At 65.7% G+C, this 17,658-nt stretch carries 17 protein-coding genes, 1 tRNA gene and 1 pseudogene; 13 read left to right on the forward strand and 6 right to left on the reverse strand.

What is annotated here, in order from left to right:
- The first annotated feature begins 159 nt into the window (after positions 1-159).
- The 3 genes from NO889_RS16115 to NO889_RS16125 all read left to right on the forward strand — a co-directional run bounded on the left by NO889_RS16115 (position 160) and on the right by NO889_RS16125 (position 1,951).
- Positions 160-603, forward strand: coding sequence for a DUF8159 domain-containing protein (locus tag NO889_RS16115; protein WP_256413245.1), 444 nt, complete (start codon positions 160-162; stop codon positions 601-603).
- On the forward strand, positions 600-1,538 hold the full coding sequence (locus NO889_RS16120) for an alpha/beta hydrolase (RefSeq protein ID WP_256413246.1): 939 nt from the start codon (positions 600-602) through the stop codon (positions 1,536-1,538). The genes NO889_RS16115 and NO889_RS16120 overlap by 4 nt, the downstream gene beginning before the upstream one ends.
- A gap of 101 nt (positions 1,539-1,639) precedes the next feature.
- Positions 1,640-1,951, forward strand: coding sequence for an MTH1187 family thiamine-binding protein (locus NO889_RS16125; RefSeq protein ID WP_066411323.1), 312 nt, complete (start codon positions 1,640-1,642; stop codon positions 1,949-1,951).
- Between the two features lie 16 nt (positions 1,952-1,967).
- On the opposite strand, the gene NO889_RS16130 is transcribed toward NO889_RS16125, so the two are convergent.
- Complete coding sequence (locus NO889_RS16130; RefSeq protein WP_256413247.1) at positions 1,968-2,390, reverse strand: DUF7577 domain-containing protein; 423 nt, start codon at positions 2,388-2,390, stop codon at positions 1,968-1,970.
- Positions 2,391-2,483: 93 nt separating this feature from the next.
- Here NO889_RS16130 and NO889_RS16135 point away from each other — a divergent pair, with 93 nt between their 5' ends.
- The 4 genes from NO889_RS16135 to NO889_RS16150 all read left to right on the forward strand — a co-directional run bounded on the left by NO889_RS16135 (position 2,484) and on the right by NO889_RS16150 (position 3,660).
- On the forward strand, positions 2,484-2,864 hold the full coding sequence (locus tag NO889_RS16135; RefSeq protein ID WP_256413248.1) for a Rid family detoxifying hydrolase: 381 nt from the start codon (positions 2,484-2,486) through the stop codon (positions 2,862-2,864).
- 1 nt (position 2,865) lies between these two features.
- Positions 2,866-3,210 carry a DUF7981 family protein gene (locus tag NO889_RS16140; protein WP_256413249.1) on the forward strand — a complete coding sequence of 115 codons (345 nt, stop codon included), beginning with the start codon at positions 2,866-2,868 and terminating at the stop codon, positions 3,208-3,210.
- A 27-nt stretch (positions 3,211-3,237) separates the two neighbouring features.
- Positions 3,238-3,319, forward strand: a tRNA-Ser gene (locus NO889_RS16145).
- A gap of 170 nt (positions 3,320-3,489) precedes the next feature.
- Complete coding sequence (locus tag NO889_RS16150; RefSeq protein ID WP_198529998.1) at positions 3,490-3,660, forward strand: hypothetical protein; 171 nt, start codon at positions 3,490-3,492, stop codon at positions 3,658-3,660.
- Positions 3,661-3,697: 37 nt separating this feature from the next.
- Here NO889_RS16150 and NO889_RS16155 read toward each other — a convergent pair whose 3' ends face one another.
- Positions 3,698-6,577 (reverse strand): halocyanin domain-containing protein, encoded by a 2,880-nt coding sequence (locus NO889_RS16155; protein ID WP_256413250.1) that lies wholly within the window; start codon positions 6,575-6,577, stop codon positions 3,698-3,700.
- Positions 6,578-6,835: 258 nt separating this feature from the next.
- Here NO889_RS16155 and thsB point away from each other — a divergent pair, with 258 nt between their 5' ends.
- The 4 genes from thsB (at position 6,836) to NO889_RS16175 (ending at position 11,826) form a co-directional block, all read left to right on the forward strand.
- The gene (gene thsB / locus NO889_RS16160; RefSeq protein WP_256413259.1) at positions 6,836-8,485 is read left to right on the forward strand and encodes a thermosome subunit beta; all 1,650 of its coding nucleotides are present in this window, start codon (positions 6,836-6,838) and stop codon (positions 8,483-8,485) included.
- Between the two features lie 194 nt (positions 8,486-8,679).
- Positions 8,680-10,137: an ATP-binding response regulator gene (locus NO889_RS16165; protein ID WP_256413251.1), complete on the forward strand. Its 1,458-nt coding sequence runs from the start codon at positions 8,680-8,682 to the stop codon at positions 10,135-10,137.
- Between the two features lie 103 nt (positions 10,138-10,240).
- Entirely contained in the window at positions 10,241-11,257 is a 1,017-nt protein-coding gene (locus tag NO889_RS16170; RefSeq protein WP_256413252.1) for an ornithine cyclodeaminase family protein, read from the forward strand.
- 62 nt (positions 11,258-11,319) lie between these two features.
- Entirely contained in the window at positions 11,320-11,826 is a 507-nt protein-coding gene (locus NO889_RS16175) for a dihydrofolate reductase (RefSeq protein WP_256413253.1), read from the forward strand.
- Positions 11,827-11,830: 4 nt separating this feature from the next.
- Here the strand turns inward: NO889_RS16175 and NO889_RS16180 are convergent, their stop codons facing one another.
- From NO889_RS16180 to NO889_RS16190, 3 genes are all read right to left on the reverse strand, one after another.
- Positions 11,831-12,604: a 23S rRNA (uridine(2552)-2'-O)-methyltransferase gene (locus NO889_RS16180; protein WP_256413254.1), complete on the reverse strand. Its 774-nt coding sequence runs from the start codon at positions 12,602-12,604 to the stop codon at positions 11,831-11,833.
- A gap of 250 nt (positions 12,605-12,854) precedes the next feature.
- The gene (locus NO889_RS16185) at positions 12,855-13,628 is read right to left on the reverse strand and encodes a hypothetical protein (RefSeq protein WP_256413255.1); all 774 of its coding nucleotides are present in this window, start codon (positions 13,626-13,628) and stop codon (positions 12,855-12,857) included.
- Entirely contained in the window at positions 13,625-14,494 is an 870-nt protein-coding gene (locus tag NO889_RS16190; RefSeq protein ID WP_256413256.1) for a hypothetical protein, read from the reverse strand. The genes NO889_RS16185 and NO889_RS16190 overlap by 4 nt, the downstream gene beginning before the upstream one ends.
- 94 nt (positions 14,495-14,588) lie before the next feature.
- On the opposite strand from NO889_RS16190, the gene NO889_RS16195 reads away from it, so the two are divergent.
- Both NO889_RS16195 and NO889_RS16200 read left to right on the forward strand, forming a co-directional pair.
- Entirely contained in the window at positions 14,589-16,037 is a 1,449-nt protein-coding gene (locus NO889_RS16195; protein WP_256413257.1) for a hypothetical protein, read from the forward strand.
- A gap of 4 nt (positions 16,038-16,041) precedes the next feature.
- Positions 16,042-17,469: an argonaute/piwi family protein gene (locus NO889_RS16200; protein ID WP_256413258.1), complete on the forward strand. Its 1,428-nt coding sequence runs from the start codon at positions 16,042-16,044 to the stop codon at positions 17,467-17,469.
- 95 nt (positions 17,470-17,564) lie between these two features.
- Here the strand turns inward: NO889_RS16200 and NO889_RS16205 are convergent.
- A pseudogene (locus NO889_RS16205) lies at positions 17,565-17,658 on the reverse strand (IS5/IS1182 family transposase); the annotation flags it as partial.

A 17,658-nucleotide genomic window follows, 5' to 3' on the forward strand; every position in this document is an offset into this window, starting at 1 on the left:
GCCTCGGCCGCGCGGGACAATCGTGTGCCTCTGACAGACCCGATATCGGCCGTCGCAACCGACGGCCCCCGTCAGCGGCTTTCCGCTCGAGTTCTCGATCGAACCACTCCCGAAGCGGCGCGCCGGTACCGATTTATCCCGTCCCGCCGACCCTCCGGTATGAGCGACGACGAGCCGACGAGCGGGGTCGAACCGACCCTCCGAAGCTACGGCATCAGCGTCGAGTCGATCGACGTCGGCGACCCCCTCGAGGTGACGTACATGACCGCGTTTCCCGGCAGCGAGGTCCACCGCCGCGAGATCGGTCGGGCGCTCAACGCCCTCATCGACCGCGCGGAGGCGGACGCGTGGGACCCCGTTCGCGTCGAGGCGACCGTGGTCCGATCGCCGGGCGACCCGCTCGGGACGTGGAGCGCGGAGCCCGCCTGGTTCGAGGACCTCCTCGCGGACGAACTGACCGAGACCGAGTTCTCGACGCGCGTCCTCGAAACGCTCACGCACGTCGAGGGGGACGGCGACGGCGGATCGGACGCCGCCGACGACGCCAGCGACGACAGTGACGGATCGAACGACGAGGAGACCGAGGAGGACCGGACGCCGTGACCCGACGCGACCCGGTGAACCGCGCCCAGCGGCGGCTCGATCGGCCGCCGCGCGAACGCTTCTCGACGCGCGATCTCGCGTTCGACGTCGACGGAGAGACCTGCCGAGGAACGCTGTACCTCCCGAGCGGCGACGACGACGATCCGCCGGTCGTCGTCATGGCACCCGGTCTCGGCGCGGAGCGGAGCTTCGGCTACCCCGCGATCGCCGAGCGGTTCGCCGACGCCGGCTACGCCGCGTTCTGTTTCGACTACCGCGGGTTCGGCGACTCCGACGGCGACTCCCGGTTGGTTCACCCCGGTCGCCAGCGCGCCGACTACGCGGGCGCGCTCGACCGCCTCGGTCGCGTCGACGCGCTCGGCCGGGACCGGGTCCTCTGGGGCGCGTCGCTGTCGGGGGGACACGTCCTGACGCTCGCGGCCGATCGCCGGGACGTCGACGCCGTGATCGCGGTGACGCCCCTGCTCGACGCGCGCGCCGTCACCTTCGCCCGCGGCGGCCGGTACGTCGTCCGTTCCGGGCTCGCGGGGCTCCGCGACCTGCTCGGCCATCGGTTCGGGCGCGGCCGAACGGTCCCGATCGTCGGCGGGACCGAGGAACTCGCCGCGATCACCGAGCCGGGGACGAAACGCGGCTACCTCGACCTCGTCGACCGGGAGTCGGCCTGGCGGAACGAGACGCCCGCCCGGTCGCTCCTGCGGCTCGTGAACTACCGGCCGGGCGAGCGGCTCGCGGAGATCCGTGCGCCGACGCTGCTTTTGGCCGGCACCGACGACTCCATCGTTCCGGTCGAGTCGGTCCGCGCGGCCGCCGAGGCGCTCCGGCGCGGCACGGTCGTCTCGATGCCCGCCGACCACTTCTCCCCGTTCGGGGCGGACTTCGAGCCGGCGGTCGGCCACCAGCTCTCGTTCCTCCGGGACGCGCTCGACCGGTAGTCGAGCCGGGACGCGCTCGACCGGTAGTCGAGCCGGGACGCGCTCGCGGACGGCGAGGATCGGGTGCGGCCTTTATCTCATCGAGTCGCGTACCCTCCCCCATGACCGTCGTCGCCCTGTTGAGCGTCGCACCGGTGATCGAGGGGAGCATGGCCGAGGAGGTCGCCGAGGCGGTGGCCGCCCTCGACGACTTCGACGTGAGCTACGAGACGAACCCGATGGGGACCACCATCGAGGCCGACGACGTCGACACGCTGCTCGACGCCGTCGGGGCCGCCCACCGGGCGGTCGACGGCGACCGCGTCTCCACGTTCCTGAAGATCGACGACAAGCGGACCGTCGAGACGACGGCCGACCGGAAGGTCGAGGCGGTCGAGGAACACCTCGGTCGCGAGGCGAAACGGGAGCGGTGAGGTCGCGCCGTCCGGCTCAGAGCGGCCGACGGGCGGCTCCGGCCGCGTCGCCGCGGCCCCGTCCGTCGTCGACGAGGGCGGACCGGACACACCAGCGGCAGTAGCGGTACCCCGACCGATTCCTCGCGCCGCAGTTCCCGCAGACGACCGTCTCGCCGTCGGTTTCGAGCGGCGGCGGGCCGTCGGCCGACGGATCCGTGGACGGCGAGCGCGCGTCGGTCGACGCGTGGGCCGACGCGTCGTCGCCGTCGGCCGACCGGGTTCGATCCCGCCGCCTGGCGAGCACCGCGTCGAACCCGGTGGGATCGTCGTCCGCGGGCCTCCCCTCCGCGTCGGGCGCGTCACCGGGGCCGCGGTCCCGGCGGGCGAGCGTCCACGCGGCCGCCACGTTGATCAGGAGCATCCCCGCCAGCAGCGCGGCGAGCAGTGCCACCGACATATGTGTGACGTTAGCACTCGACAGTAATATGCTCGGCGGTCGGATCGGCCGCGTCCCCGACACACTTAATGATCCGCGTCGAAGGGTCGACGCATGTCGGAGATCATCCACACGAACGCGGCCCCGGAGGCGGTCGGCGCGTACAGCCAGGCGACGACGAACGGCGACCTCGTGTTCACCGCCGGACAGATACCGCTGACGCCGGAGGGCGAACTCCTCGAGGACGCCCCGATCGCGGAGCAGACGGAGCAGGCGCTCGACAACCTCCTGGCGGTCCTCGCGGAGGCGGGCGCGGAGCCGGAGGACGTGCTCAAGACGACCGTCTTCCTCGGCGACATCGACGACTTCGAGGAGATGAACGAGGTGTACGCGAACTACTTCGACCGAGCGCCGCCGGCGCGGTCGGCGGTTCAGGCCGGCGCGCTCCCGAAGGGCGTCGGCGTCGAGATCGAGGCCGTCGCGAGCGTCGAGTGAGATGAGCGAGGGCGGCGAGGACCGCGGCCGCGACGGTGCGTCCGGCGACGACGTCTCCGGCGGCAACGGCCCTGCCGCCTCCGCGGACGCCGTCAGTCACGCCGGTAACGCACCGGGCCTCCCCGCCACGCGGCGGAACCGGCTTCGCTCCGCGGCGCTCTGGGGGGCGGTCGGCGGGTTCGCGTTCCTCGCCGCCGCACAGGGGTACCTCCTCGTCGGTGGAACGGTCCCCTTCGGATACGCGTGGCTGTTCGGGATGGCCGCGGTCGTCGCCGCCGCTGCCGGGGCGTTGGCGTATCTCACGGAACACCGGATCGCGCGACGAGGGGGGAAAAGAAGGACTTAACAGTCTCACCGGATTAGCTCCGGACGAGCCAGGATGGCCGAGTGGTAAGGCGCACGCCTGGAAAGCGTGTTCCCTTCCGGGATCGGGGGTTCAAATCCCTCTCCTGGCGCTTTTGCTGTCGCAATAAGAACGAGGAGCGGCGCACTGGCGAGACAAGTGTCGCTCCCTCTCCAGTCGGTTCTCGAGACGATCCCCGTCGATCCCCGTCGATCCACGCCGACGGGGTTCGGCGGATCCACGTAACCTTCATATGTGTGGGAGGTGTTGACACGGGTGACGATGCCAGACACGAAATCGGGACGCGAACGGAAGGGGAGAGGCAAGCGCCAGCAGCTCGAGAACCACCTCACCCGACGGGAGCTCGAGGCCGACGACGAACCGCCGGAGCCGACGTTCGAGACGGTCGACTCGGAGTATCTCGACGAGCCCGGCGAGCCGGCCGCCGAGTAGCCGTCCCGACGGTCCGATCGACCGATCCGCCCTTTTGTTACTCGTCGAGGATCGACGCGATCTCGTCCAATCCCGCCCGCGGATCGTCCGTGATCGTCTTCCGCAGCACCTCGCCGACCGCCGACCGCTCGCGGTACCACGTCTCCGTCGGCGGTTCGACGACCGCGTTCTCGGCCATGAACCGGATCGCGGGCGCGTGCGGTTCGTACGGCGACGACGCCATGGCGTCCAGTGAGAACGGGTCCCCGTTCATCGTGGGGAACTGCCCCCCGTCGACGAGCAGCGACCCGACGGCCTCCGAGCGGAACCCCCGGACGACCGCGAGCGCCTCGCCGAGCAGCTCCGTGTTGGGGTTGACGACGGCGTACTGGCCGTACACCGTCGTCCGCGACGTCTCGGCTCCCGTCGGCACCGGCATCACGCCGAGCGCCTCGGAGTCGTCCCGTACGTCGATCCCGATCGACGGCGGGAGCAGCGCGGCGACGCCCCGTCCCTCGCGGAACGCGTTCAGGACGTCGGAGAACCCGTATTCGAGCACCTCCTCGGGGGACGCCCGTTCGACCGGCGGGTCCGCCCGGTCGCCGCCGAGCGCGAGGTCGTGGAGGACGTTCGCCGCCCGGACGCCCGGCGTGTCCGCGATCGTCACCCCGGCGTCGTCTCCGGGCGCCGTCTCCCCGCCCTCGTAGTACGAGCCGCCGAAGCCGCCGAGCACGCCGGTGAACGTCGGCGGGAGCATGGACGGTCGACCGCTCCAGACGAACCCGTCGGTCCCCCGGTCGGCAGCGGCGGCGGCGACCATCTCCGACCACTCCGCCCACGTCGGCGGGGTGGTCATCCACTCGTCGGTGTCGCCGATCCCGGCCTCCTCGAACGGCGGCTTCCGGTAGACGACGGAGAAGGGGGCGAACGAGTACGGGAGCGCGTGGATCTCGCCGTCCTCGGGGTGGCGCGCCGCGGTGTCGAGCGCGGGGAACGTCTCGTCCAACACCTCCCCGATCCGGTGGTCGTCCGCGTGTGCCGAGAGCGGCTCGGTCGCGCCCGCCGAAAAGAGCACGCCGAGCTCCTGGACGCTGACGAGCAGCACGTCCGGTTTCGGCTCGCCGGCGTCGACCGCCCCGACGAACTCCCGGACCCGATCGGTCCCGCCCGTCTCCGAGAGCACCTCCACGTCGACCTCGTCCGGAACGTCCGAGTCGGCGATCGCCCTCGGTAGCTCCTCCAGCCACTGGTAGTTGCGAACGTCGACGGTGACGGTCCCGCCCGTGATCTCGGCGGCGGTGCCCTCGTCGTCCGGACTCACGAGGTCGTCGTCGACGTCGCCGACCGCGACCGACCCCTTCATGCCGACCGTCTCGTGGGGGACACAGAGGTAGTTGAAGACGTCGCCCTCGCTCGCGTCCTCGAAGGCGTACTCGAAGGTGTACCCGCCCTCGTCGACCGGATCGCCGCTGTCGAACGTCCCGGCCTCGGCGACCACGTTGTGCGCGCCGCCCTCGCCGGTCCACTCCCAGACCACCGTCGCGCCGGGATCGATCAGGATCGCGGCCGGGGAGAAGAGCAGCCCGTTCTCCCCCGTCCCGACCGAGACCGTGACCTCGTCTTCGTCCCGGTAGTCGTGGGTGGCGTCGTAGTTCTCGACGTCGTCCAGCCATCCGCCGTACTGGGCGGCCCCGGAACCGGTTCCGTCGTCGGATCCGGAGCCGCCGGGCGACGTGGTCTCGCTCCCAGGGAGCCGGGGCGCCGAGTCGTTCCGATCGAGCGCGAGGAGCCCACCGTAGCCGATCCCGGCCAGCGTGAACGCGCCGACGCCGGCCTTGAGGAGCGACCGCCGGGACCCGCCGGCGTCGTCCGCGCCGCCCGCGGCTTCGCCGCTTCCGGGCGTACCGTCGCCGGGTGAGTCGTCTCCTCCTTGGGACGTGCCGGCGGCGGTCCCCTCGGCCGCCGTCCCGTCGTCTCCCGCCTCGGCCGCCGTCCCGTCGTCTCCCGCCCCGGCGTCATCGTCGTCAGTCGCGGCTCCGTGGTCACCCGTTCCCTCGGGCGTCGGCGCGACGGTCGCGGCGAGCGCGTCCGCCCGACGGTCCGCCGTGTCGACCGTCGGGACGGCGTCGAGGAGGTCCCGGCCGAGGGGATACGTCGTCGCGTACCGGTCCGACGGGTCGCCCTCGGTCGCCCGGCCGACCGGTCGCACCGCTCCCTCCGGAAATTCGTCGCCGAGCGCGTCGGCGTCGATCCCCTCGCGGATCGCGTCGACCAGCGCCGCCGGGTCGTCGGCGTCGACGCCGGGGAACGGCGACCCGTCGCCGAGCGCCGCGGCCGCGAGCGCGCCGATCCGGTAGACGTCGGTCCGCTTCGAGGCGTGATCGCCCTCGAGCTGCTCGGGCGCGGTGTACGGGGTCGCCGGAGGGTCCGCGACGAGCCGGCTCAGCCCCCAGTCGTCGACGACCGCGACCGGTCCGTCGGCGTCGACCCGGAAGGAGAGGCAGTCGGGGTGAAGCGCGAGGTGACACGGCGTGGAGCCGTACCGGGAGTAGGTCCGGAGTATCTCACACACGTCGAAGAGCAGCTCCGCCCGCGTCCGCTGGTCGCACGCTCTCGCGGTCTCGAGGCTGGTCCCGGCGGCCCACGAATCGAGTTCGTCGGGGACGTACTCGACGGCGACCCACGGCTCGGGATCGGTCCCCCAGTCGAGCAGCCCGCGGACGGTCCGCCGCTCGTCGACGGTTCCCCACTGGCGAGCGAGCGCGTCGAACCTGTCGTACCGGTCGCTCGGGACCCTCCCGGTCGGCGTCCGGATCGCGACGGGGGTCCCCTCCTCGTCCGTTCCGCGATACGTGGTCCACCGTGGCGTCCGCCCGACGCGGTCGCCGACCGACCACGCCCCCTTTCGCCCCTCCACGGGGCCGTCCAACCTGTCCATACGCCGTCGTTTTCGGTGCCGCCTAATAACGAATGGGCATCGATCTCACGGCTGATACGTAGTTTATAAAACGGTCGCCTCGCGGGCAGGGGAACCGGCGAAAGTCCATGAGAATCGTCAACACAATACTCGGCCCGTGGGCGCGCAGTCGAGGGGTTTCGTCGTCGGAGCACTCGGCTCGGTCGTTCGCTCCCGCGGAGTCGGTTGCGATGGGTTTATATAGAATCACAAACAATCGAACGCTGTATGAGCCAGCGAATGCAGCAGGGTCAGCCGATGATCATCATGGGCGACGACGCCCAGCGCGTCAAGGACAAGGACGCACAGGAGTACAACATCTCCGCGGCGCGCGGCGTCGCCGAGTCCGTACGCTCGACGCTCGGGCCGAAGGGAATGGACAAGATGCTCGTCGACTCGATGGGCGACGTCACCATCACGAACGACGGCGTCACCATCCTGCAGACGATGGACATCGACAACCCGACCGCCGAGATGATCGTCGAGGTCGCCGAAACCCAGGAGGACGAGGCCGGCGACGGCACGACGAGCGCGGTCGCCATCGCGGGCGAGCTCCTGAAGAACGCCGAGGACCTCCTCGAGCAGGACATCCACCCCACCGCCGTGATCAAGGGGTTCAACCTCGCGAGCGAGTACGCCCGCGAGCAGGTCGACGAGATCGCCACCTCGGTCGACGCCGACGACACGGAGACGCTGAAGAACGTCGCCGAGACGTCGATGACGGGCAAGGGCGCGGAGCTCGAGAAGGACGTCCTCGCGGACCTCGTCGTCCGCGCGATCCAGGAGGTCACCGTCGAGGCCGAGGACGGCTCGCACGTCGTCGACCTCCAGAACCTGAACATCGAGACGCGGACCGGGCGCTCGGCCGGCGAGTCCCGACTGCTCTCCGGCGCGGTCGTCGACAAGGACCCAGTCCACGACGACATGCCCACCGACTTCGAGGAGGCGAACGTCCTGCTTCTCAACGAGGCCATCGAGGTCGAGGAGGCCGACGTCGACACCTCCGTCAACGTCGACTCCCCCGACCAGCTCCAGAAGTTCCTCGACCAGGAGGAGAAGCAGCTCCGCGAGAAGGTCGACCGGATCGTCGAGAGCGGCGCGGACGTCGTCTTCTGTCAGAAGGGGATCGACGACCTCGCACAGCACTACCTCGCGAAGGAGGGCATCCTCGCGGTCCGTCGGACCAAGAAGTCCGACATGAAGTTCCTCAAGAACGTCCTCGACGCGGCGATCGTCACCGACCTCGACTCGCTGTCGGCAGACGACGTCGCGGTCGGCTCGGTCACCCGTGACGCAGACGAGGAGCTGTTCTACGTCGAGGGCGAGAACCCCCACGGCGCGACGCTGCTCCTGTACGGCTCCACCGAGCACGTCGTCGACGAGCTCGAGCGGGGCATCAACGACGCGATCGACGTGGTCGCGACGACCGTCTCGGACGGCCGGACGCTCCCCGGCGGCGGCGCGATCGAGGTCGAGCTCGCGAGCCGGCTCCGCGACTTCGCCGATTCCGTCTCCGGGCGCGAGCAGCTCGCCGTCGAGGCGTTCGCCGACGCGCTCGAGCTGATCCCCCGCGTCCTCGCCGAGAACGCCGGTCTCGACTCCATCGACCTGCTGGTCGACCTCCGTGCGGCCCACGAGTCGGGCGACGCACACGCCGGACTCAACGTCTTCACCGGCGAGGTCGAGGACACCTTCGAGGCGGGCGTCGTCGAGACGGCCCACGCCAAGGAGCAGGCGATCGCCTCCGCCGCCGAGGCCGCGAACCTCGTGCTCAAGATCGACGACATCATCGCGGCCGGCGACCTCTCCACCTCCGGCGACGACGACGAGGGCGGCGCCGGCGGCATGGGCGGCATGGGCGGTATGGGCGGCATGGGCGGCGCTATGTAAGCGAGGTTCCGTAGGAACCTCGATCGGCGAGCGGGGAGCGTACGCGACCCCGTCCGCCGCCGATCCCCCGTCGAACCGAGTTCCGTCGAACGACCGCACCGCGCGCCGTTTTCTCGTCCGCCGTCCCGCGAGCCGTTACGACAGGTGATAATCGATCCCGAAGCGTCTTCAGTCATCGCCGACGGTTCGACGTAATGGCCGACGCGACGGACGTCTCCGTACTATACGTCAACGACGACCGCGATCTCCGCGAGCTGGTCGCTCGGCGGCTCGAGCGCGAGGACGACCGGCTCGCCGTTCGGACGGCGGAGTCGGTCGACGCGGCGGAGCGGCTCCGCTCGCGTCACGACGTCGACTGTATCGTGAGCGACCACCACATGTCGGGTCGGACCGGCCTCGACTACCTCCGGTCGGTCCGTGCGAACGACGACGGGGTCCCGTTCGTGCTCTTCACCGAGACGGGCGACGAGGAGGTCGCGAGCGAGGCCATCTCCGCCGGCGTCACCGACTACGTCATCCACCGGGCGATCGGCGACCCCTCCCCGCTTCTGGCGCGGAAGGTACTCTCGGCGGTCGACCACGAGCGAACCCGGCGACGGATCGACCGGACGGCCCGGCAGCTCCGGTCGGTCGCCGAGGCGACCGACGACGCGCTGTGGATCTTCTCGGCGGACTGGCGGGAGCTCCAGTTCGTCAACTCCGCGTACGAGAGCGTCTTCGGGCAGCCGGTCGAGGAGGTCCGGGCGGAGCCGCGGTCGTTCCTCGACCAGGTACACCGCGAGGACGTCGACCGCGTCGAGCGGGCGATGGGCCGCGCCTCGAACGGGGAGCACGTCCGGATCGAGTACCGGGTGAACGCGTCCGCGGAGCTCCAGTCGTGGGTGGAATCGCGGTGTATCCCGCTGACCGACGAGGGGGGATCGGTCGACCTCATCAGCGGGTTCAGCCGCGACGTCTCCGACCGGAAGTACTACGAGGCGAGCCTCGTCGAGAAGAACGAGCAGCTGGAGCGGTTCGCGTCGACGGTCGCACACGACCTGCGGAACCCGCTGAACGTCGCCGACGGGAACGTCGACCTCGTGCGGGAGGAGGCGGACGACCCCCGCCTCGAGACCAGCGCCCGGGCGCTCGCGAAGATGGACGACCTCATCGAGGACCTGCTCGCGCTCGCGAAGGAGGGGGCGGCGATCGACGAGCCGTCACCGGTCGCCTTCGAGTCGCTGGTCCGGTCCGCGAGCGAGGGCCTCCTGTCGGAGGAGGCCCTCGAAGTCGTCGGATCGGGCACGATCCGATGTGACCCGGTCCGGACGGGCGAGGCGCTGGAGAACCTCTTCCGAAACGCCCTCGACCACGGCGGCGAGTCCGTGACCGTCACCACGGGCGTGCTCGAGGCGGGGAACGGGTTCTACGTCGAGGACGACGGGCCGGGCATCCCTCCGTCCGAGCGCGAGGCCGTCTTCGAACGGGGTCACACCACGTCCGAGCACGGCACCGGCCTCGGGCTCGCGATCGTCGATCAGATCGTCACGGCACACGGCTGGGAGGTCGAGGTCGTGGCGGGGTCCGACGGCGGCGCGCGCTTCGAGATCAGGGGCTCCGGTCTCGATCCGGCCGACGACGCCGACTCCGGCCCGACGGCTCCCGGATCGTAGGCGGGATCCAACCGGATCGTAGCCGAGCGTCCCGCGTCCGGTTCGTTTCCTCCGACCGGAGCGCTTCAGCACTCATAAGTACCCCTCCGGCAAGAGTTGCGACATGCAGACGCTGCTCCTCAACGGCGACGACGTCGACGAGAACGCGCGGATGGACCGCGTCATCGAGGCAGTCGAGGGCGCGTTCGCCGCCTACGAGCGCGGCGACGCCCAGATGCCGCCGAAGTCGTACATCGACCTGCCCGAGTACAACGGCGACTTCCGGTCGATGCCCGCGTACATGGACGCCGGGGACTGGGACGCCGCCGGGATCAAGTGGGTGAACGTCCACACGGACAACCCCGCCGACCACGACCTCCCGACCGTGATGGGAACGATGATCTACTCGGACCCGGAGACCGCGTTCCCGCTCGCGATCATGGACGGGACCGAGCTCACGATGAAGCGGACCGGCGCGGCCGCCGCGGTCGCGACCGACCACCTCGGGGTTCCCGACGCCAGTTCGATGGGGATCGTCGGCGCGGGCGTTCAGGCGTACACGCAGCTCGAGGCGATCGCCGCGGTGCGCGACATCGAGGAGGTCGTCGTGAGCGACCTCGACGAGGAGCGCGTGGCGAACTTCATCGACGCCTTCGAGGACCGCTTCGACGTGCGCGCGGGCTCCATCTCGGAGGCCGGCCACTGCGACGTGCTCTCGACGGTGACGCCCGTCGAGGACCCGATCGTCGGGCCCGACGACGTGGGCGAGCACACCCACGTCAACGCGATGGGTGCCGACGCCGAGGGCAAACACGAGCTTTCCGACGACCTGCTCTCCGACGCGACGATCGTCATCGACGACCACGCGCAGTGTACCCACTCCGGGGAGATCAACGTCCCGTACGCCGCGGGCGTCCTCGGCGACGACGACATCTACGGCGAGATCGGCGAGATCGTCGTCGGCGACCGCGCCGGGCGGGCGGGCGCCAGGGACACCGGCGACGAGGGCGTCACCGGCGTCACCGTCTTCGACTCGACCGGCCTCGCGATCCAGGACGTCGCGGCCGCCCGCGTCGTCTACGAGGAGGCCGACGACAACGACAACGGCTACCCGTTCGACCTGCTCGGCCTCGCGGAGTAGACGGGCTCGGAATCCCGAACGCCGTCGTGGAGTTTTATATCGTCGCGCCCCAGCGGATCGGTATGCGACTCGTCAGCGTCGCCGCGGTGGCGGAGAACGGCGTGATCGGCGAGGACGGCGAGGTCCCCTGGCCGCACATCGAGGCCGACGTCCGCCAGTATCGCGAGCGCGTCGCCGGCTCGCCGGTGATCTTGGGCCGGCGCACGTTCGACTCGATGCGCGACGACCTCCCCGGAAGCCGCCAGATCGTGGTGAGCCGGAGCGTGTCGTCCGTCGACGTGCCGACCGCGGTCGTCGTCGACGGCGTCGAGGCGGCGATCGAGGCGGCTCGCGGGCTCGTCGAGAGCGGGGAGTCCGCGGACGACGCCGTCTACGTCCTCGGCGGCGGGGCGATCTACGGGCTGTTCCAGCCGTACCTCGACGGGATGGCGCTCAGCCACGTGGAGGGGAGCTACGACGGGGACACGCGGTACCCCGAGTGGGACGAAACGGAGTGGGAAGTGGCCGCGGAGACCGACCACGACCGGTTCACGCTGCGGGAGTGGCGGCGGCGGCCGGCGAGCGACTGACGCGTCACTCCCCGGCCCGCTCGGCGAAGCCGAACCGGGGCTTCACGTCGGTGACGACGACCTCGACGGTCTCGCCGGGGGCGGCGTCGGCGACGAACAGCGAGTACCCCTCGACGTAGGCGATGCCGTCGCCCTCGTCGCCGACCTCCTCGATGTCGACCTCGATCCGGTCGCCCTCCTCGACGGGGGCGGCCGTGAGCCCCTTCGCGACGAGGTACACCTCGGAGGAGGAGTCGCGCGAGGCGGGCGGCGAGACGGTGCGGAGGTACTGGAACTCCTCGGCGACCTCGTCGCGGAACGCGTCGAGGTCCTCGCCCTGGAACACCTTCACGACGAAGTCGCCGCCGGGCGCGAGCAGCTCTTTCGCGACGTCGAACGCCTGCCGGGCGAGGTGGACCGACCGGGCGTGATCCAGCGAGTACTCGCCGGTCATGTTCGGGGCCATGTCGCTCACGACGACGTCCGCGCCCGCCTCCCCGACCGCCTCCCGCAGGTAGTGTCGGGTGCGCTCCTCGGTCATGTCGCCGCGGATCGTCTCGACGTCGTGCTCCTCGAGGTCGTCGATGCGCTGGAGGTCGACGCCGACGACGGTGCCGCCCTCCCCGACCGCCTCCGCGGCCACCTGGAGCCAGCCGCCCGGCGCGGCCCCGAGGTCGACGACGGTGTCGCCCCGCGAGAGGAGGTCCGCCTCCTCGTCGAGCTGTTTCAGCTTGTAGGAGGCGCGGCTCCGGTACCCCTGCTGTTTCGACCGGTTGTAGTACTTATCACGATTTGTCATGCTTACCTCACCAAATTCCTTGACATGTTCCGCGCAGGAACTGCCGGCGAATTCGCGTTCATACCCTATTGGACGCCGTCGACCCGGAAAGGTACATCGGACTGAACGCGAGCGACCCACAAATATATTGAAGGCATCATTGGCGCAGAAACCGGTAACAACCGGGATTGCATCGAAACTGACGGCGAGAAATCATCAATGGTGGGGTACGATTTTCGCTTCCCTCGGGCTGAATTGACCTGACGTAGATTCACTCCGTCTCAGACGACGATGGAAGCGTTGTCTCGCTAAATTCGTCCTTGATGAAGACGATAACCAATCCGAGTATCGTATTTATTCGCTCTCGGTTGGAGTACATATGGTTGTTGTCCGTGGTCACCACTCGCCGTATCCGGTTCATTTCGTACATATTGGCGGCATCACACAGGATTTCCTTGTCGATGCGATCGTCAACAAAGTGTAATCGCCGCTTTTTGTTCGACCAGTCGTCCTCCCTCTGGGGGGCTCGCTTCACCCGCTGATCAATCATCTCCTGTGTCTCTCGGGCGGCGGTTTCGATCTCGTCACACAGGTCATCCATCACCTCTCGAGCGACTTCCTTCGTGACATCTCTTCTGCCGATCTTATTGGCGAGGTACTCTCCGACGTTCGGCTTGATTCGTTTGTCGAGGAGTTCTTCTGGTTCAATCTCTTCATCTAACCCAGTTTCCTCTATGAACTCGTCGACAAGCGTTTTGAGGTCTAGCTCGTCGTCATCGTAACTTCGCAGCTTAATATCAAGACTCCGTTGTGCGAGACGAACTTTCGAGAGAATCTGGCCGAATCGTCCGTCCTCGGACTCTAAATCGATATCCGCCGTCTCCAGATCGTTTGACCCGTCATAATTACAGTATTCGTAGAGAACAGCATCGCTGGTGTACAGCGTGTTGTCCGTCGCAAACAACTGCTCCGACTCATCTCGCCACAGATCGTGGAGGAACGTAACACCAAGTAGTGGGCCGGTGTCAAGGAAGTATCTCGTCATACGTTTTGTGCCACCGTAAAGTCCAAGTGCGGAATGACAAGTGCCTCTCCGGCCTTGAGAGCAGTCTCGTCACCTTCGGCGTTTTCGTACGCCTTCTTTTGCTCCATCTCGAGAAGGTCACTTCGAATGCGTTGCTTGGATTCCTCCACGCTCGACACCCCTTTCAGTTCCCGAGCGATCTCCTCCCGTGACAGTCCGTTGTTCTCTCGGCAGGCCAACTCCAAGCAGAACAATCTCCAGAAATCCTCGGCCAGATCTTGCGCCCTATCTGGGTCATAATCGTCGGAGTCGAGTTCTGCACTCATCAACCGATACCAGATACTCAGATCATCGGAAAACTCCGAGAACTCGTCCTCGGGAAACGCCTCCACGAAGTCGTATAGAGTTTCCCGAGTTCGCTTTTCGTTCTTGCCACCGTCAAGTGTCATCTGCTTCTCGTCCGTCGCGGTCTCCAATTGCTGATCAAGGCGACGGTAGTGACGCTGCACCTCGTAAGGGGCTTCATCATACATCTCCTCCGTCAAACCTTCAGTACCACCATCGTAATAACGGTCAAGAGCTCGACTGACCGCTCTGCGTCCGCGGCGAACGGCGACCTCGGGAGCGTCGATATCTGAGGTCGTAATCGAACACCTCACTGTGTTGCCGTCCTCTCCACCTTCGATTGATGCCTCGGTTTCTGAGGTCGCTACCACCGCACCATACATATACCAGAAGATGGGCAAGTCAACGGAGACGTGTTCACGCTCCAGTTCCTTATCAACGAAGTAGAGGATCTTGTGGAATGCCTTCGGACGAATATTCTCATACCTGCACTCATCAAACAGTAGTGCGATCACCTCGTCCGGATCTAACTCTTCGGCCATTCGTATTGTTAGTGTGTTATATGGTACTGCGTATATTTTCTGCGGGGTGTTTTCCGAATAGCCTTTTTATATCTGATATGAGTAATAGTGGATAGTGTCTTGGGAGAACCTCGAAGGGGAACAGGAGTCTAGTCAACACAGCGGAGAGGCATATCGACAGCAAGTAAAGGAATATTTGGAGGCTGGTGAATTCCACGCAATAGGCGACGAGTATGCCGGGACATCAGATATTGTACTTGACCGCCCCGCGCAGAACGAGGAGAAGGTGTTCCGTGTCGAGACGAAGCACACCAAGCTCGGGCGGACGGATGAAGCATTCATCAACGAACTCGCCAGACAGTTCATCGACTTTCACCGCGGGGATACCGAGTTCGAATTTCACGTGTACGCCGCTGACTACGCCGCTCAGCAGAAGTGGAAGAAAATCTTCCACGACAGAATCCGGAAAGAGAAGGCAGTACGAGATTACTACGAGCGGTTGTGCGACGACCACAGTCTAAGTGAGGACGAGGCAGAGCAGTTAGAGCAGTTGGAATTCGAAGACTTCTGGAGGTTCTTGGAAAAAGTCGCTATCAAGAAGGTAGGATATGAACGCCTCGGACAACTAATCGACGACCGGGAATCCAAGGAGCGACGTAAGAAGAAGTGGGAATTCTATGTTCGGGAAAATGATCCCGTCAAGAAGCGCGGCGAACTCATTCCGAACTGCGTCCAAGTCGCCGACCCACCTGACCATCTATGGGTAATGCCGAGCGTGGCCCGGAATCACCACGATGTCCGGGACGAGAATCCGAGCTACCTCCCGATCTGGTTCGACGGTGACGAGGCCTACAGCCTGATCGACCCAGAGGAGATGCAAGAATCGCTCCGGAAGTACGTCAAAGCGAACGACGCGTCTCGACATACATTCACGGAATGGATGGCCTCAGCTGGAGACGATGAACGCCGGTGGGGTATCACGCTATTGAACTACCAATTGCTATGGCGGGGTGCGAAACGACACGAACGGTGCCGAGTTGTCAGACATGATCGAACTCACAAGCTAATCTTTGAGGTGAGTGATCGGTTCGGCACTACGCAGCAGACTCTCCAAGGAGAAGAGACAGACATCCGACGAAAGGAGGAGGTCAACGACTACGTGGCGCTGCTGGATATGGGCCGAGCGGTCGCCCATCGGTACGCGGAACCTCGCGTCAAGCAGTACGATGACAAGTTTTACGCGTTCTTACCCACGGGCTGGTTGTTCACCAGACATGGGTACGGGCAAAAGGTGATTGAGGGGGACGAAGCCGACGAACTCCACAATGAACTGGACAAGAACAATCGGGAGCGAATCACCAACAAGCGTTCCCAATTCCGACAGTGGCGAACTCATTTTGGCGTCCCAGAAGAAACGCAATCAGGTGACGAGTTCGCGGATCTGAATCTCTCAAGTCAATCACAACGAATGCGATTGGTACCGCTTGCCTTTGAACTCGCTGAGCGTCCGCCGAAGAACGCCGAGGAGAGGGATATCCTGATGAAGGGAAATCAGGTGGAATAGACCAATGACAGGGTTTGAAATAACGCGCATTCCTGAACCGAAACTCGTCTTCGCGGAAGGTCAAGAAAAGAAAGATCCGCGGGCTGGTCTGTTGGAACACGGCCCCTGCCCAATCTCAGAGAAGGTGGATATCGAGGTTGTCAGCGTAGGAATCGTTGGGAGCAGTCGTTCAATCAGCCGGATGGAGGAACTTCTCCGAGGGATGAGGACGGGGATCCGGAGCAAAAAGAAACGAAAGCGATGGAAGCAGAACTTCCCCGGCTTCGACTCGAAGACGGGGATCGGGATAGACTACCAGACGCTCGACAAGTGGAAGGGCCGAATCCGGCCAGATGATATGCGGCAGATCGAGGAATTGCCCGATAGAGACGATCGCGTTGATTTCGCGCTTAAACTCTTCAACAGCCACATTAGCCGCATCTGCTCGCAAACGCCGAAACCCGATGTGGTCTTTGTCCCGATTCCACAACGAATCGTCGACTGTTGCTCGGATCCGAATACGGATACGCAACGGATCAGAACGGAAACCACGAACTTCCGCAGTCAGATCAAGATCACGGGAATGAAGAACCGCACCCCGACCCAAATCCTCCTCCCGCGGACGCTCTATCAAGAAGGTGAGGACGTACAGGAGGAGTCAGAACTGGCGTGGAACCTCGCGGTCGGGATGCTGTACAAGGCCCGTGAAGGACGCCCGTGGAAGCTCGCCAAGCTGCGTAGCAGGACATGCTATGCCGGAATCTCCTTCTATAAGGAACGTGGTGATGATGGGGAGACTCGCGCCGCGCTCGCCCAAGTTTTCATCGAGGATGGGCGCAATTTCGTAATCGAGGGCGGGCAGGTCGAGGACATCTCTGGCGACGATCGACCCGGTGAAACGCACCTTGCACGTGAGGACGCGAAGCGGCTCGCCGAAAACATCCTTGAGCAATACGGTCAGTACCGGGACGTCTACCCCGACCGCTTCGTACTCCACAAGTCCTCGAACTTCTTGGAAGAAGAAGCGAAGGGCTTCAGTAACGGTGCCGAGGGCATCAATGAGAAAGAGTTTGTCGCCATCCGCGACAATCATCCCTTCCGATTGTTCCCTAAAACTGGCGATAATCCTGCCCTCCGAGGATCACTCGCTATTCCACCGGGTAGACACGAATGCTACCTGTATACGCAGGGATACGTACCGGAGCAGTCTGTCTACAACGGGCCGGGAACGCCAAACCCGATCGTAATCCAGCCGCACGAAGAGTACTTCTCACAGGATTATCGCCGACTCTGCCAAGAAATCCTATCTTTTACGAAGTTGGATTGGAATAGCTCCGACTTCTGTAAGCATCTGCCAGTTACGTTGAGTATCGCTGAATCGGTAGGCGACATCTTGGCCGAGCCGGAAGCATCGGACATCAACCTTGACACCCACTATTACTACTATATGTGACTGAAGCCGATCTCCTTCGAGGAGGGATGGTCGGGAATAAACGTAGCGCGGATAGAAAAATCGGGCTCTGTAGTTTCGGTATACGGCGGCGGATTTTACGGGTATCGGACGCTGCGGCGAAGGTTGTAGACGGTGGCTTTCAGCAGCATTTCACGGAACTCTAGCCACCAGCTTCGCGCACGCACGGCG

This window comes from Halorubrum rubrum (assembly GCF_024494685.1).
In the GTDB taxonomy this organism is placed as follows: Archaea; Halobacteriota; Halobacteria; order Halobacteriales; family Haloferacaceae; genus Halorubrum; species Halorubrum rubrum.

Coding starts and splice junctions, on each gene's coding strand:
- NO889_RS16115 (WP_256413245.1), top strand. CDS start 160: ATGAGCGACGACGAGCCGACGAGCGGGGTCGAACCGACCCTCCGAAGC.
- NO889_RS16125 (WP_066411323.1), top strand. CDS start 1,640: ATGACCGTCGTCGCCCTGTTGAGCGTCGCACCGGTGATCGAGGGGAGC.
- NO889_RS16130 (WP_256413247.1), bottom strand. CDS start 2,390: ATGTCGGTGGCACTGCTCGCCGCGCTGCTGGCGGGGATGCTCCTGATC.
- NO889_RS16135 (WP_256413248.1), top strand. CDS start 2,484: ATGTCGGAGATCATCCACACGAACGCGGCCCCGGAGGCGGTCGGCGCG.
- NO889_RS16140 (WP_256413249.1), top strand. CDS start 2,866: ATGAGCGAGGGCGGCGAGGACCGCGGCCGCGACGGTGCGTCCGGCGAC.
- NO889_RS16150 (WP_198529998.1), top strand. CDS start 3,490: ATGCCAGACACGAAATCGGGACGCGAACGGAAGGGGAGAGGCAAGCGC.
- NO889_RS16155 (WP_256413250.1), bottom strand. CDS start 6,577: ATGGACAGGTTGGACGGCCCCGTGGAGGGGCGAAAGGGGGCGTGGTCG.
- thsB (WP_256413259.1), top strand. CDS start 6,836: ATGCAGCAGGGTCAGCCGATGATCATCATGGGCGACGACGCCCAGCGC.
- NO889_RS16165 (WP_256413251.1), top strand. CDS start 8,680: ATGGCCGACGCGACGGACGTCTCCGTACTATACGTCAACGACGACCGC.
- NO889_RS16170 (WP_256413252.1), top strand. CDS start 10,241: ATGCAGACGCTGCTCCTCAACGGCGACGACGTCGACGAGAACGCGCGG.
- NO889_RS16175 (WP_256413253.1), top strand. CDS start 11,320: ATGCGACTCGTCAGCGTCGCCGCGGTGGCGGAGAACGGCGTGATCGGC.
- NO889_RS16180 (WP_256413254.1), bottom strand. CDS start 12,604: ATGACAAATCGTGATAAGTACTACAACCGGTCGAAACAGCAGGGGTAC.
- NO889_RS16185 (WP_256413255.1), bottom strand. CDS start 13,628: ATGACGAGATACTTCCTTGACACCGGCCCACTACTTGGTGTTACGTTC.
- NO889_RS16190 (WP_256413256.1), bottom strand. CDS start 14,494: ATGGCCGAAGAGTTAGATCCGGACGAGGTGATCGCACTACTGTTTGAT.
- NO889_RS16200 (WP_256413258.1), top strand. CDS start 16,042: ATGACAGGGTTTGAAATAACGCGCATTCCTGAACCGAAACTCGTCTTC.